The sequence below is a fragment of the Pseudovibrio sp. Tun.PSC04-5.I4 genome, from assembly GCF_900104145.1.
GTDB lineage: Bacteria > Pseudomonadota > Alphaproteobacteria > Rhizobiales > Stappiaceae > Pseudovibrio.
This window is the reverse complement of the sequence record NZ_FNLB01000006.1, coordinates 1,657,577-1,671,646: the sequence shown is the minus strand read 5'-3', so window position 1 is coordinate 1,671,646 and position 14,070 is coordinate 1,657,577. Positions and strand designations below refer to the sequence as shown.

Here is a 14,070-nt window from a genome sequence, read left to right as displayed (position 1 = left end):
ATTCGCTGGATTGAGCTGATTATAGTATATTCAAAGAGCGTTTTATCTGGCAGCGACAACAGAAAATCTGCCAGAGCAGGTTCCATCGGAAAAAACGCCGCTGAATATTTTTGAATCTGTGAAGCCCGCTACAAACTGGGTGACTTCAACCTCTTCATCAGGTTTATTTGGGAAATTTATGAGAACGCGGGAATGTTCTGCGTAAATGCCTTCCCCTCTGAGTTCACTTCGTGTGTACAAAAAAAAGCGATGACCTTTGTCACTTACAAAATACCCTTTGAGCCCATTGGGCGCTGGGAAAATATTATATTCGCTCCCATAACGTGCTTTGCAAAACGAAATGTTGGTTGTGTCATTGAGTACTGTGAGGTTTTGAATCGTGATTTTTCTGGTGCTAAAGAGGCGTTTTGCGTCTGCAAATGGGTTTGGCAAGGTGTCGCCATGAATAAGTTGGCTGTCAGCAGGCAGTGATAGTCCAAATGTCAGCGCGATGGCCAGACTTGAATGACGAAGTGTTAAAAGGGGCATTAAAACTTCCTTTTCAAACCGATAGCCTCTTCCTTCGCCTTGGCGATGCGCTGAGAATACGTAGGCAGAGAGCTGCCTAATTCGTTTTGAATGACGAGGCTTCTTCCGTATCTACTCGTCGGTCCTTGGGCTAATAGTCACTCTGCCTGTGCATGTGCCGTCTGTGATGCGTATTCCGGGGCCATCCGGCCACCGATTCCGATAGCATCCGGCCACCGATTCCGGAACATCCGGCCACCCCCTAATTTGCAACTGTTTATCTAGCTGCGAGGCGATCTGTAGCAGGCTACTGTTCCGTTCTTTTTGAGCTGGAAAGAGCCTTTATGAAGAGATTGCCAATGCGGAAGATACGGGAAGCTTTGCGGCTTCGAGGGGATGGATTTTCAGGACGTCAGGTGGCGCGGAGTCTGTCACTTGGACGTGCAACGATATCGGAGTATTTCCGGCGCGCTGATCAGGAAGGTCTGCGTTGGCCGCTGCCTGCCGATCTGTCTGATGTGGAACTTGAGCGCCGTTTGTTCTCTCATTCTCCCAGCGAAGTGCGCCTCGCCGTTCCTCACCCTGACTGGGTGTATGTTCATGCCGAGTTGCGGCGCAAGGGTGTGACGCTGTTGTTGCTTTGGGAAGAGTACCGGGCGGTTCATCCTGACGGCTTTGGCTATAGCCGGTACTGTGAACTTTACACCCGTTGGTCAGGTAAGCTGTCGCCGGTGATGCGCCAGTGTCATCCTGCGGGCGAGCGTCTGTTTCTCGATTATGCGGGTCAGACCGTGGATGTGGTTTGCCCAAAGTCCGGCAAGGTGCGCACGGCACAAATCTTTGTCGCCACCTTGGGGGCCTCCAGTTACACTTATGTTGAAGCCAGTTGGACGCAGAGCCTGCCTGATTGGATATCCAGTAATGTCAGGGCGTTTGAGTTCTTCGGCGGCGTGGCCGCACAACTGGTACCGGACAATCTTAAGGCGGGTGTTACCAAGGCCTGTTTTTATGATCCGGCGATCAACCGCACCTATGGCGATATGGCCAACCATTACGATACGGCGATTGTTCCAGCCCGTCCGCGTAAACCCAAAGATAAGGCGAAGGTGGAAGGCGCAGTTCTGATAGCTGAGCGCTGGATTTTGGCGCGGCTGCGCAATCAGCGGTTCTTTGGCCTTGATGAGGTGAACGCTGCGATTCGCCCACTTCTGGATCAGCTCAACGGCAAGGTCAGTCGTCATCTAGGTGCCAGCCGCCGTGATTTGTTCGAACGCCTGGATCGGTCAGCGCTGAAGCCGTTGCCGATTGAACCATACGTATATGCCGAATGGAAGCAGTGCCGCGCAGGTTTTGATTACCATGTTGATATTGGCCGTCACTATTACTCGGTACCCCATCAATTGCTAAAACAAAAGCTATGGGCACGGATCACCGCACGTACGGTAGAGGTCTATTTTAAAGGGCAAAGAGTGGCTTCGCACGCCAGAACCTGTGGCAACCACCAACATTCCACGCACCGTGATCACATGCCCGCGCACCACCGGTTCCGTGAAGACTGGACACCAGAGCGTATCCGACAAAAAGCCGCGCGGATCGGCGCAAATGTCGAAGTATTTGTCGGTGTGATCATGCGCAAGCGGCAGCACCCTGAGCAGGGATATCGCAGCTGCCTTGGCGTGATCAAACTAGCCAAAGCCTTCGGCTCGGGTCGTCTGGATGCCGCCTGCGAACGCGCGCTTGAGATCAACGCACATTCCTACACATCGCTGCATTCCATTTTGAAAAATGGTCTGGATCGCAAACCTCGAACCCGTGCCACGGAAGAGCCTGCAATCACACATCCCAATATCCGTGGCGCGGATTACTTCCATTGAAAAGGACCAGATATGCTTGATCACCCAACGCTGGATCAGCTCAAAACACTTAGGCTCGACGGTATGGCAGAAGCCTTCACCGAGATGCAATCTCAAGACGGCACTGCCGGGCTTACCCATGCTGAATGGCTGGGACTACTCATTGATCGCGAGACAGCCAGCCGTGAGACCAAGCGGTTCGAGAGCCGCATGCGCGCAGCAAAATTGCGCCATGTCGGTGCTGCCCCTGAGGACGTTGATTACAAAACACGGCGTGGCCTCGACAAAGCTCTGTTCCAGCAGATACTGACTGGGCGCTGGATCAAAGACAAACGCAATCTGATGATTACAGGCCCCTGCGGGGTCGGCAAAACCTGGCTGGCCTGCGCTTTGGCGCAAGCCGCCTGCCGTGATGGCGTTACCGTGCTCTATAAACGTATGTCACGCCTCTTTGATGAACTCGAACTGGCCCATGGGGACGGGCGTTTCCCACGGGTGTTTAAAGCGCTGACCAAAACCCAACTGCTGATCTTGGACGACTGGGGGCCGGAGCGTCTCAACGCCAGCCAACGACGTGACATGATGGAAATCGTTGAAGATCGATACGACGCTGGATCAATTCTGATCACAAGCCAATTGCCCACCGACGCATGGCATGATGTGATCGGCGAACCCACCTTCGCTGATGCCATCCTCGACCGCCTCATACACAACGCTTACCGCGTCCAACTCGAGGGACAGAGCATGCGAAAAAACAAACTCAAAACAGGTGACGAAAGCACCCAAAACTGATAATCAAAACTCAGGCCTCGCAGCCGCCAAACAAGGGGTGGCCGGATGTTCCGGAATCGGTGGCCGGATGCTCCGGAATACGCACTGTGAAGACGCCGCTGTAGGAATGTGCGCCCGTTAAGCCTGTCACGAATTGTGTGACCTCAATTTTCGCATCTCCCTCATTGGGGAATGTCATCAAAAACCTGTCGTGTTCTGCGTAAATACCCTGACCCATAATTTCACTTCTGTCCACCAAGGTGACCGTATGCCCTTTGTCACTGGTGAAGATGCGCGTTGGAGCTTCTTTAGAAGGCGTGACCATGTAGCCGTCTCCGTAACGCGCTGTGCAAATGGTGTTGTCTGATGAGCCGTCCTGCATGGCCAGCCCTGCAAAAATGACATCTCGCGAGTCTCCGTGATTTGCCTGGGCAGATGCTGGGGGCAGAATGCTAAGGGTGCTAAGGGTGCAAAGGGTTATGGCAGTGAGGGATGGGATGGACATCAGGCGCATACATACTTCCTTATATTGGGCGTCGTTCCTGGTTTTATTGAACGGATAGCCAAAGATAAAGTTTATGGATCTGGCGTGTCAGGAACAGGGCAAATCGGTAGTATGGTTTATACGAGCTGATTGGAATGCTGCGATTTCAAATAAAAAAGGAGGCAAATGCCTCCTTTTTCAGATCAAAATGTCTTCTCGGCTTAACGACGCTGGTCGATAGGCTGGTAATCGCGGGATGGATAACCAGTGTACAGCTGACGCGGGCGACCGATGCGCTGGGAAGGATCTTCAATCATTTCCTTCCACTGTGCGATCCAACCGACAGTCCGTGCCAGTGCGAAGAGCACTGTGAACATGGTGGTTGGGAAGCCCAGTGCACGCAGAGTGATACCGGAGTAGAAGTCAATGTTCGGGTAAAGTTTTTTCTCAACGAAGTAAGGATCGTTAAGAGCAATCTTTTCCAGCTCCATTGCAACTTCCAGAAGCGGATCGTCCTGGTGACCCAGCTCTGCGAGTACTTCATGACAGGTTTTCTGCATGATGCGTGCGCGTGGATCATAGTTTTTGTAGACGCGGTGACCAAAGCCCATGAGGCGGAATGGATCATTTTTGTCTTTTGCACGTGCAACGTACTCAGGAATACGGTCAACAGTACCGATTTCGGAGAGCATGTTGAGAGCTGCCTCATTCGCACCGCCGTGAGATGGCCCCCACAGACATGCAATACCAGCTGCAATACATGCAAACGGGTTAGCACCTGAGGAACCAGCCAGACGGACTGTGGATGTGGACGCATTCTGCTCGTGGTCTGCATGAAGGATAAAGATACGGTCCATAGCGCGCGCCAGAACCGGGTTTACCTTGTATTCTTCACATGGAACCGCAAAGCACATGTGCAGGAAGTTGGATGCATAATCCAGATCGTTTCTTGGGTAAACGAACGGCTGACCAACGTGGTATTTATAGGCCATGGCAGCGATTGTTGGCATCTTCGCGATCATACGCAGGGATGCAACCATGCGCAGATGTGGATCGGAGATGTCGGTGCTGTCATGGTAGAAAGAAGACATTGCTCCAACGGTACCGGTCATGACTGCCATTGGGTGGGCGTCACGGCGATAACCCTTGAAGAAAGAGCTCATCTGATCGTGGATCATTGTGTGATAGGTCACACGATGTACGAAATCATCCTTTTCTGCGCGTGATGGCAATTCGCCGTACAGCAGCAGGTAGCAGGATTCCAGAAAGTCGCCATGTTCGGCGAGCTGTTCAATCGGATAGCCACGGTACAGAAGCGTCCCCTTGTCACCATCGATGTAGGTGATCTTGGATTCGCATGAGGCAGTGGACGTGAAACCTGGATCCAGAGTGAACTGGCCTGTTTCTTTGTATAGCGATCCGATGTCTATGACATCAGGGCCTATGGATCCGGAGCTGATATTAAAATCCCAGCTCTGTGTTCCGATAGTCAGTTTCGCTGTTTTGTCGCTCATATCAAGGCAACCCCCATGTTGTATCTCCTCATGCGATATGAGTTCCATTTGTGTACAAGTGAATACACCGCATGAACTGACGTTTCCGCCCGGAGGAGAGTGTTGTCGTGAAACTGCCTATCTCATTTGACGCGATGTCGCAAGCGCTCGCAACCACGGCTTTTAGTTATAAGTGTAACTACCGCTACGAATGGCTAAGTCTTGTAGCGGTAGTTTCTTTTTTAATTCAGCGGATTATGCTGCGAAATCACGAATTCGTGCGCAAGATTCTTCTTTTCCGAGAACTTCGAGCACATCAAAGATGCCTGGGGATGTGCCACGACCTGTGAGTGCAGCGCGCAATGGCTGAGCAACTTTACCGAGCTTTAGTTCTTCTGCTTCGGCAACTTCCCGCACTGCAGCATCAGTTGTTTGGGCAGTCCATTCTTCAAGAGACTCCAGTTTTGGAAGCACTTTTCCAAGAACAGCACGCGCTTCCTCAGAAAGTAGTTTTTCGGCTTTTTCATCGAGATCCAGTGGGCGTTGCACCCAAAGATATCTAGCGGACTCTTGTAGTTCTACAAGTGTCTTTGCACGCTCTTTGAGACCCGGGAGGGCTGCAACCAACTTGTCAATGTTCCCATCGCCTGAAATCCACCGCATGACATCCATGCCGCCTTCTACGTCCATCAGGTAGACGAGGAAGTCTTTCATCAGACTGTCATCACCCTCAGAGCGCATGTAATGGGCGTTCAGGTTTTCCAGTTTTTTGAAATCGAAGCGGGATGGGGATTTACCAATCGCGTCAAAACCAAACCACTCGATCATCTGCTCAGTAGAGAAGATCTCATCATCTCCATGAGACCAGCCAAGGCGTGCAAGGTAATTGCGCATAGCAGACGGCAAGTAACCCATTGCACGGTAAGCTTCTGCGCCAATTGCGCCGTGGCGTTTGGAAAGTTTTGCGCCGTCTGGTCCGTAGATCAGCGGGATATGCGCCATGACTGGCACTTCCCAGTTCAGGGCGTTGTAGATGAGAGCCTGACGCGCTGCGTTGGTGAGGTGGTCATCACCGCGCACAATATGGGTCACGCCCATGTCGTGATCATCGACCACCACAGCCAACATGTAGGTTGGATTGCCGTCAGAGCGCAGCAGGACCAGATCGTCCATGTCTTTGTTAGGGAACTTTACGGTGCCTTGAACTTCATCCTGCACGATGGTTTCGCCATCCTGTGGAGCCTTCAAGCGAACTGCCGGAGAGATGCCAGCAGGTGCCTGTGATGCATCGCGCTCACGCCATGTGCCGTCGTAACGCGGCGGGCGGCTTTCAGCGCGCGCTTTTTCACGCATCGCATTCACTTCTTCAGGTGTGCTGTAGCAGTAGTAGGCAGTGCCATCCTTCACCATCTGCTCAGCAACTTCGCGGTGACGGTCTGCATTGCCGTACTGAGAAATCGGCTCGCCGTCCCAGTCCATGCCCAGCCATGTCAAGCCGTCCAGCAGCGCATCAACCGCCTCTTCGGAGGAGCGTGAGCGGTCAGTGTCTTCAATGCGCAGCAGCATTTTGCCACCATGGCGCTTAGCATAGAGCCAGTTGAATAGAGCTGTACGGGCGCCACCAATATGAAGGTAGCCAGTTGGGGAGGGCGCAAAGCGCGTAACGACGTTTTTGGTCATAGGCCTAATCAGAAATCTCGCAGGTTACATAGATAAATTTGGGGTAATTACGACGGGGCGCCGTATCTCTTCTGGCTGTGTACCATAGCGTGGGGTTTCTCCCAAGAGGCAGAAAGGGGCTTAGGGTGCACGAGGGGCAATCATCCTCAGGCAAGTCGCAATCTGGTGGTGGTGCTATCAGAATAGGCGAACTGTGCGTGGAGGAGGATAAGATTTTTGCTGGTCCCTCTGCCGGGGATTTTATTGCAGATGACCAAGTGTCAAAACAACGCAATTTTTTGCCAAAAAACGCAGAGAACTCACATAGCGACGCAAGTGATGTGGTTTGTGAGCAATACCAACCGTTTAGCTCGTACTTATATCAAGCTGTTGGGCACTTGAAGGGCTGGCTTCAGCAGGGTTGGATGTTTGTTCTTCATCCGGATTGGGCTGCTGCCGGCAGTTATGCCCGTGCGGCCTTTGTGCAGGATTGGGATAGGGGGCAAGGTATTGTGTGGTATGCGCTTTGCCACCTTGCAGGTGTGCTTTGCTATTTTTCCCTGCCTGCAGAGCCGTGGGGTCTATTGAGCGTAATACCCTTTATTGCACTGGTTCTGCTGGTGTTTCGAGCACGGTATGCGAGGAAAGCTCATTACGGTTTGTTGGCACTTCTGTTCTTTTCCGCTGGATTTTTCCTTGCTGATTTGCGTGTGGAATGGTTGCAAACGGAGCGCTTGGAGCGACCCGTGACGCGTAAGGTAGAAGGTGTTATCACCGCTGTGAAGCAGTCCGGTAATAACTCCTATTCTGTCGTGTTGCGGCCTTCAGTTGGTTCACCTGAAAAGGGAACAACTCGTTTTACCTTTTTGATCCGTCTCAGCATTAAGGGGATGAAAACTGCGCCTTCTCTGGGGGATAACATCGTTTTGAAAGCGCGGTTGTTACCACCTGGCGGGGTGGTGCGTCCTGGAAGCTACGATTTTGCTCGCACAGCGTTTTTTGATGGAATTGGTGCAGTTGGATATGCGCTCTCACGGCCCGTCGTTTCTGCCAATCCTGAGGGGATAGGGTTTGTGGGCGTGATTGAGAGTGTACGGATCAGCATCGCACAACGCATCCGCAAAGTGTTGGATTACAGCCCTGAAAGTGCCTTTGCGGTGGCGTTGCTGGTGGGGAAACGGGACTATCTTTCCAAAATCGATAAGAGCGCTCTCCGACAAGCAGGATTAGCTCACGTCCTCGCTATCTCGGGCATGCATATGGGCCTTGTTACATCGCTTGTGTTTCTTGCGTCGCGGCTGCTGTTATCCCTCAGTTCCACTTTAGCATTGCGCGGGCATATTCACGCTTACAGCACTTTGGCTGCCTTGATGGCTGCAATCGTTTATCTCGGATTATCAGGGGCTTCGGTTGCAACGCAGCGGGCTTTTCTCATGGCGGTTCTGGTTTTATGCGCTGGGTTGCTGGGACGGCGGGCGCTAAGTATGCGCGGGCTGGCGCTGGCCTGTCTGGTGTTGCTTAGCTTGGCGCCGGAGGAGGTTTTAGCGCCAGGGTTCCAGATGTCGTTCATCGCAGTTTTAGCGTTACTCGCTGCTTATACTTTTGTGAAAGACCGATTAAAGCCTATTGATGGGGCAACTGCCAATAGAAATCCTGTTGGTTTTCAAGGCTTTCTGAGGAGATCTTCCCGGTGGTTGGTAGCTTGCGCATTTACCTCACTGGTTGCGGGATTGGCGACAGCACCGCTTGCCGCGATGCATTTTGAGCAAGTTGCGCCCTATGGATTACTGGGAAATATCCTCGCCATGCCACTTGTGACCTTTGTGGTTATGCCCCTTGGCTTACTAAGTTTGCTGGCAATTCCTGTTGGGGCCGAAGCGTTTTTTCTGCACGGCATGGAAGCGGGATTGCAGCTCGTTTTGAAGGCTGCGTACTGGGTGAGCTCACTCAGTGAAGGGCAAAGTGGTATTGGTGTTGCAAGTGAGCTCGGGTACTGGCTCATAATCCTCGCTATACTCGGATTATGTCTTTTGCCATTTTGCTTGAAGTGGTTTGCTTTCCCTAGCTTTGCGGGAGCTGTCTTTTGTTTTCTGATCTACAGCGCACCTGATCTCATTGTGACGGAAACAGGAATGCACATTGCGTTTTATGATGCGGATGGGACATTGCGACTCACATCATCAAGACTGTCATTTACGTCTAGCAGCCTGCTGAAGGCAGGAGGAGTGCCTTCTCAGGCATTCAAGGCTCATAAGGCCAGAGCAAAGGACCGACGCTGTGATAAGGCTGGTTGTATCCTGCAGGTGTTTTCGAGATCAGTTTTATTGGATGAAGATAAAACGACTGCGCCTTTAATGTTGGCGCAGTCTAAGCGTGCAGAAAGCCTGATATCAGATTGTGATATGGCAACAATTGTCGTTGCCCAGTTTCAAGCCCCGGCATCTTGTAAGGCTGAGTTGGTGATAGATCAGAAAATGCTGGAAACGCGCGGTTCAGCTTATGTGTGGTTTACAGCAAGAGGACCGCCCGGTCATCGCATAAAAAAAGTGCGCTGGGCTTATGCAGCTCAGCGCAGACCATGGAATCCGCAGGTATCTGGTGATGTCAGTGGCTTAATAGCGGCGGAAGAGCGCAGTCATCTTGCCTTGAATGCGAACCCGGCCCGGCCCGAAGATGCGAGTTTCGTAGGCGGGGTTGGCCGCTTCCAACGCGACTGAGGCCCCTTTTTTGCGCAGGCGCTTCAACGTTGCTTCTTCATCATCGATAAGGGCGACTACAATTTCACCGTTCTCAGCTTCATCACCCCGTTTTATGAGCACTGTATCCCCGTCGTAGATGCCAGCGTCAATCATGGAGTCGCCTTTGACTTCCAGGGCATAATGTTCGCCGCGACCCAACAGGTCAGCCGGCATCGCGATAGAGTGGCTTTGCGTCTGGATTGCTTCAATCGGTACGCCAGCAGCAATGCGGCCCATGACCGGAATTTCCAGCGTCGGAACTTCGTCAGGTGATCGTGGTCGGAAAGCTGACGGTGGGTTCGTGCTCTTTTTGCCAAGAGATCCCTCAATCACCTCAGGTGCAAAGCCTTTTTCCTTGGTTATTGGCTTTAAGCCTGGTGCGATGGAATCAGGCAACCTAAGGATCTCGAGAGCTCTTGCGCGGTTTGGAAGACGGCGGATGAAGCCGCGTTCTTCCAGCGCTGTGATCAGACGGTGGATGCCTGATTTAGAACGGAGATCCAGCGCATCTTTCATCTCGTCAAAAGACGGTGGAACACCTGCTTCTTTCAAGCGTTGATGGATGAACATCAAAAGCTCGTGTTGCTTCTGTGTAAGCATCTTTTATCCCCGTTCGCTCATCATTTGCGCAAATTGATATCCAACGGCGTTCAGGCCGTCCGCTCTTAGCCTTCCAAAATTAACTTGATGGTGTTCAACTTATGCGATTGGAAGGACAAAACACGAACGTACTCTACCTGTTCTCATTGTGTTCTGCAATGGCTTTGTTGCAGTTAGGCCCTGCAAGAACTGGGGGATTTGGATTTTGAAGGGTGAGTGGACATGGGTTGCCCATTCATTACCAATTGGCTTAGCGTAGTTTTAAAAGGTCAACCTGATCACCCACATTTGCAGCTGCAGCGTGTGGTTTTCTAATGATTAAAGCATCTGCCTTTGCCAACAGGGCCAGCATTGAGGAGTCTTGTTTTGCAAACGGCTCTGTTGTGAGATTGCCTTGGTCGTCTGTCGTTACCTGCGCACGTAAGTAGTCCTGACGCAGGTCGTTTTCCGGGAGGGCTGCCGTCAGCGTCGCTTTGATAACGTTTTGATTTGTTTGAGTTACGGTTCGCCCGAGCATTTTATTCAGCAGTGGACCGAGGAAGAGGAGGGCGCAGACCAAACTTGAAACAGGATTGCCGGGGAGGCCGAGGACTTTCATTGGTCCAAGGGAGCCTGCCATCAGTGGTTTACCGGGACGCATAGCAATACGCCAAAAGCCAAGTTCCATGCCTTCAGCGCCCAACACATCTTGAATGAGATCGTGGTCGCCAACTGATGCGCCGCCAAGTGTCACCAAAACGTCTGCCTTGGCCTCAATCGCTTGCTTCACACGTGCGGTGATTTCTTGTGGTTGATCGGGTGCAATGCCAAGCATTAGCGGTGTTCCGCCAAGGCTGCGAACAAACTCGGCGATGCCGACCTGGTTGGAGGCGATGATTTGATTCGGGCCGGGCGTCTCACCGGGTTCTACCAGTTCATCTCCATTAGCGAGGATCGCAACCAGTGGCTTTTTATGCAACGGCAGTGTTGCATGATTCATAGCGCCAGCTAAGGCGAGTTCGCGGAAGCCTAGTATGTCGCCTTGCTTGAGGAGGACTTCACCTTCTTTGAAGTCCAGGCCAGCCGGGCGGATAAACTTACCAACAGGGACCGCTTCTTCGCAAAAGAGGTTATCCCCGTCGCGGCGTGCATTTTCCTGCATCAAAACGGCGTCGACGCCATCAGGAACTGGAGCGCCCGTAAATATGCGAAGAGCTTCACCATGCTGTAGCGTTCCGTCATAACTATGACCTGCTGCAACCTCACTTATCACCTTCAGCGATCTGTTGGGATCACTGGTATCGGCTGCTTTGACCGCGTAGCCATCCATAGCGGAAGCAGAAAACGGAGGTTGTGTTCTCGTTGCTGCAACATCTTCTGCGAGCACTCGTTCTCCAGCTTCCAGAAGAGGGAGATGCTCTGTTTGTGTTGCCTCAACGCCTTTCAAAAGGCGTTCAAGTGCGTCGTCAATGCTGATCAAGCTCATCAGGAGTTATCCTCCTCAGCCAGGAAATGACCGGACTTGCCGCCCTTCTTCTCCAGAAGCCGGATTTCTCCGATTTCCATAGAACGATCAACCGCTTTGGCCATATCGTAGATTGTCAAACACGCAACAGACGCAGCTGTCAGCGCTTCCATCTCAATGCCAGTCTGGCCTGCAACTTTTGCAAAGACTTCAATTTCGATTCCCGGTAGGTTCGGGTTTGGTGTGAAGTCTACCTGAACCTTAGATAGCATCAGCGGATGACATAGTGGGATTAGCTCGTGAGTTTTCTTGGCTGCCATAATGCCAGCGATCCGTGCGGTTGCCAGCACGTCACCTTTTTTGGCATTGCCAGAGAGGATCATGTCCAGAGTTTCAGGCAACATCTTCACCTGCCCACCTGCGCGAGCTATACGCGTGGTGACTTCTTTCTCCGAAATATCGACCATATGGGCCGCGCCGCTCTCATCAAGGTGGGTAAGTTTTGGCGAAAGTTCTGACATGGAAGGGCCTCTGGACGGGTTTTAAATCAGTAGGTTGGCTCCACATTGAAGCCAGTTTTTTTATTATCTTTTCAGAAGCGCTTTGGTTGCGCTTTCAACATCATCCTGCCGCATCAGGCTTTCGCCGATGAGGAATGTGGAGATGCCGGAGTTTTTCATTCTGGAGAGGTCTTGCGGTGTGAACAGGCCGCTTTCGCCGACGATGATCCTGTCTTTGGGGACCCGCGGTGCGAGGCGTTCACTTGTTTCCAGAGAGGTTTCGAAAGTCTTGAGGTTGCGGTTGTTGATACCTATGAGCGGCGAGGAGAGCTTCAGCGCACGCTCCAGCTCAGCTTCGTCATGCACCTCAATGAGTGCATCCATTCCGAGCTCGAATGCAGTATATTCCAGCTCTTTGGCCAGAACATCATCCACAGCTGCCATAATGATGAGGATACAATCGGCTCCCCAAGCGCGTGCTTCAAACACCTGGTAGGTGTCATAAAGGAAATCTTTGCGCAACACTGGCAGAGATACGGCCTCGCGTGATGCAACCAAATATTCTGGTTTACCTTGAAATGACGGGGTATCTGTCAGGACGGAAAGACATGCAGCTCCGCCGTTTTCATAGGCTTTGGCTAGCACCGGTGGGTTGAAGTCTGCGCGAATGAGGCCTTTGGAAGGGCTCGCCTTTTTAACCTCTGCAATGAGAGCATAATCGCCATTGGCGTGTTTTGCCTTTAAGGAGTTTGCAAATCCGCGCGTTGGTGATGCAGCTTTTGCATCATTTTGGAGATCAGAAAGTGAAGTTCGCGCTTTTGCAGCTGCGATTTCTTCACGTTTGTAAGCTTCTATTTTCTTTAGGATATCTGACATGGGCCTACGGTCTTAAAGTTTCATTGCGGCGGCAGTTGCGGCATCGGATGCCTCTACAAGTCTATCCAGACGGGAAAGGGCATTGCCAGAATCTATTGCATGGGCTGCCATTTCCACTCCGTCTTTCAGATCTGTTACTTTGTCGGCGACAATCAGAGAGGCTGCTGAGTTGAATAGCACGATATCGCGATAAGCATTTTTAGCGCCTTGCAGAACTTCTCTCAAAGCTTGCGCGTTGGCTTTCGGGTCTCCGCCCTTCAGGTCTGCAGCTCTAGCCAGCGGCAGGCCTGCATCTTCAGGATTAATCGTAAAGGTGTTAATGACGCCGTCTTTCAACTCGGCTACGAAGGACGAGCCTGTTGTGGTGATTTCGTCCATGCCGTCAGACCCGTTTACGATCCATGCCTTTTCGGTACCCAGTTCCTTTAGGGTGTTGGCGATTGGCACGACCCATTGCTGCGCGAATACACCTGTCATCTGGCGCTTTACACTTGCAGGGCTGGCGAGTGGACCGAGGATGTTGAAGATGGTTCTGGTGCCAAGCTCAATACGGGCTGGGCCCACGTGGCGCATCGCCTTGTGGTGGTTGGGCGCGAACATGAAGCCAATGCCAGCCTCCTTAATGCAGTGACTGATGCCATTTGCATTGAGGTCCAGATTGACACCGAGTTCAGCTAATGCCTCTGCAGAGCCTGATTTGGATGAGAGAGAGCGGTTGCCGTGTTTGGCGACTGTTACATCACAGCCTGCAACAACGATCGCTGTGCATGTAGAAATGTTGTAGGAGCCGGAAGAATCCCCGCCAGTTCCAACAATGTCGATGGCGTTTGTAGGTGCTTCTACCGGGATCATCTTGGCGCGCATTGTTTCTACGGCGGCAGAAATCTCGTCAATGGTTTCTCCGCGAATGCGAAGGGCCATCAAAAACCCGCCGATTTGCGCTGGAGTTGCTTCACCAGACATGATGATCTCGAAAGCCTCGCGGGCTTGAGCCCGATCCAGCGCTTTGCCGTCAGCTGCTATTGCGATGAGATTTTTTAGATTGCTCACGGTGAAAAATCCCCCTCAATCTCTTAGGTAATTCCTTAATGCGCTCAATGGCTAACTATTAGATAGCTTTGGGAGGCCTGTCTAGGAGATAAACA

Annotated in this window: 12 protein-coding genes; 3 read left to right on the top strand and 9 right to left on the bottom strand. The window is 52.0% G+C overall.

What is annotated here, in order from left to right:
* Positions 1-42: 42 nt before the first annotated feature.
* Positions 43-528 (bottom strand): hypothetical protein, encoded by a 486-nt coding sequence (locus BLS62_RS12735; protein WP_093181304.1) that lies wholly within the window; start codon positions 526-528, stop codon positions 43-45.
* 323 nt (positions 529-851) lie between these two features.
* On the opposite strand from BLS62_RS12735, the gene istA reads away from it, so the two are divergent.
* Positions 852-2,381 carry an IS21 family transposase gene (gene istA / locus BLS62_RS12730; RefSeq protein WP_093180255.1) on the top strand — a complete coding sequence of 510 codons (1,530 nt, stop codon included), beginning with the start codon at positions 852-854 and terminating at the stop codon, positions 2,379-2,381.
* 12 nt (positions 2,382-2,393) lie between these two features.
* Entirely contained in the window at positions 2,394-3,152 is a 759-nt protein-coding gene (gene istB, locus BLS62_RS12725; RefSeq protein ID WP_093181301.1) for an IS21-like element helper ATPase IstB, read from the top strand.
* Between the two features lie 10 nt (positions 3,153-3,162).
* On the opposite strand, the gene BLS62_RS12720 is transcribed toward istB, so the two are convergent.
* The 3 genes from BLS62_RS12720 to gltX all read right to left on the bottom strand — a co-directional run bounded on the left by BLS62_RS12720 (position 3,163) and on the right by gltX (position 6,788).
* The gene (locus BLS62_RS12720; RefSeq protein WP_200798512.1) at positions 3,163-3,645 is read right to left on the bottom strand and encodes a hypothetical protein; all 483 of its coding nucleotides are present in this window, start codon (positions 3,643-3,645) and stop codon (positions 3,163-3,165) included.
* A gap of 191 nt (positions 3,646-3,836) precedes the next feature.
* The gene (gene gltA, locus BLS62_RS12715; RefSeq protein ID WP_093181299.1) at positions 3,837-5,129 is read right to left on the bottom strand and encodes a citrate synthase; all 1,293 of its coding nucleotides are present in this window, start codon (positions 5,127-5,129) and stop codon (positions 3,837-3,839) included.
* Between the two features lie 234 nt (positions 5,130-5,363).
* Positions 5,364-6,788 (bottom strand): glutamate--tRNA ligase, encoded by a 1,425-nt coding sequence (gene gltX / locus BLS62_RS12710; protein ID WP_093181297.1) that lies wholly within the window; start codon positions 6,786-6,788, stop codon positions 5,364-5,366.
* Positions 6,789-7,192: 404 nt separating this feature from the next.
* Between gltX and BLS62_RS12705 the strand changes: the two genes are divergently transcribed.
* Positions 7,193-9,484 (top strand): ComEC/Rec2 family competence protein, encoded by a 2,292-nt coding sequence (locus BLS62_RS12705; RefSeq protein WP_208990843.1) that lies wholly within the window; start codon positions 7,193-7,195, stop codon positions 9,482-9,484.
* Here the strand turns inward: BLS62_RS12705 and lexA are convergent.
* The 5 genes from lexA to trpD all read right to left on the bottom strand — a co-directional run bounded on the left by lexA (position 9,380) and on the right by trpD (position 13,975).
* Positions 9,380-10,105, bottom strand: a complete 726-nt coding sequence (gene lexA / locus BLS62_RS12700; protein WP_093181295.1) for a transcriptional repressor LexA — start codon at positions 10,103-10,105, stop codon at positions 9,380-9,382. The genes BLS62_RS12705 and lexA overlap by 105 nt on opposite strands.
* Positions 10,106-10,355: 250 nt before the next feature.
* Positions 10,356-11,570 (bottom strand): molybdopterin molybdotransferase MoeA, encoded by a 1,215-nt coding sequence (gene glp / locus BLS62_RS12695; RefSeq protein WP_093181294.1) that lies wholly within the window; start codon positions 11,568-11,570, stop codon positions 10,356-10,358.
* Complete coding sequence (gene moaC / locus BLS62_RS12690; protein WP_093181276.1) at positions 11,570-12,070, bottom strand: cyclic pyranopterin monophosphate synthase MoaC; 501 nt, start codon at positions 12,068-12,070, stop codon at positions 11,570-11,572. The genes glp and moaC overlap by 1 nt, the downstream gene beginning before the upstream one ends.
* A 63-nt stretch (positions 12,071-12,133) precedes the next feature.
* On the bottom strand, positions 12,134-12,925 hold the full coding sequence (trpC, locus tag BLS62_RS12685) for an indole-3-glycerol phosphate synthase TrpC (RefSeq protein WP_093181271.1): 792 nt from the start codon (positions 12,923-12,925) through the stop codon (positions 12,134-12,136).
* A gap of 12 nt (positions 12,926-12,937) precedes the next feature.
* The gene (trpD, locus tag BLS62_RS12680; RefSeq protein ID WP_093181268.1) at positions 12,938-13,975 is read right to left on the bottom strand and encodes an anthranilate phosphoribosyltransferase; all 1,038 of its coding nucleotides are present in this window, start codon (positions 13,973-13,975) and stop codon (positions 12,938-12,940) included.
* Positions 13,976-14,070 lie beyond the last annotated feature (95 nt).

Bases quoted from the DNA above. Each gene is read 5' to 3' on its own strand.
- BLS62_RS12735 (WP_093181304.1), bottom strand. From the start codon at position 528: ATGCCCCTTTTAACACTTCGTCATTCAAGTCTGGCCATCGCGCTGACA.
- istA (WP_093180255.1), top strand. From the start codon at position 852: ATGAAGAGATTGCCAATGCGGAAGATACGGGAAGCTTTGCGGCTTCGA.
- istB (WP_093181301.1), top strand. From the start codon at position 2,394: ATGCTTGATCACCCAACGCTGGATCAGCTCAAAACACTTAGGCTCGAC.
- BLS62_RS12720 (WP_200798512.1), bottom strand. From the start codon at position 3,645: ATGCGCCTGATGTCCATCCCATCCCTCACTGCCATAACCCTTTGCACC.
- gltA (WP_093181299.1), bottom strand. From the start codon at position 5,129: ATGAGCGACAAAACAGCGAAACTGACTATCGGAACACAGAGCTGGGAT.
- gltX (WP_093181297.1), bottom strand. From the start codon at position 6,788: ATGACCAAAAACGTCGTTACGCGCTTTGCGCCCTCCCCAACTGGCTAC.
- BLS62_RS12705 (WP_208990843.1), top strand. From the start codon at position 7,193: ATGTTTGTTCTTCATCCGGATTGGGCTGCTGCCGGCAGTTATGCCCGT.
- lexA (WP_093181295.1), bottom strand. From the start codon at position 10,105: ATGCTTACACAGAAGCAACACGAGCTTTTGATGTTCATCCATCAACGC.
- glp (WP_093181294.1), bottom strand. From the start codon at position 11,570: ATGAGCTTGATCAGCATTGACGACGCACTTGAACGCCTTTTGAAAGGC.
- moaC (WP_093181276.1), bottom strand. From the start codon at position 12,070: ATGTCAGAACTTTCGCCAAAACTTACCCACCTTGATGAGAGCGGCGCG.
- trpC (WP_093181271.1), bottom strand. From the start codon at position 12,925: ATGTCAGATATCCTAAAGAAAATAGAAGCTTACAAACGTGAAGAAATC.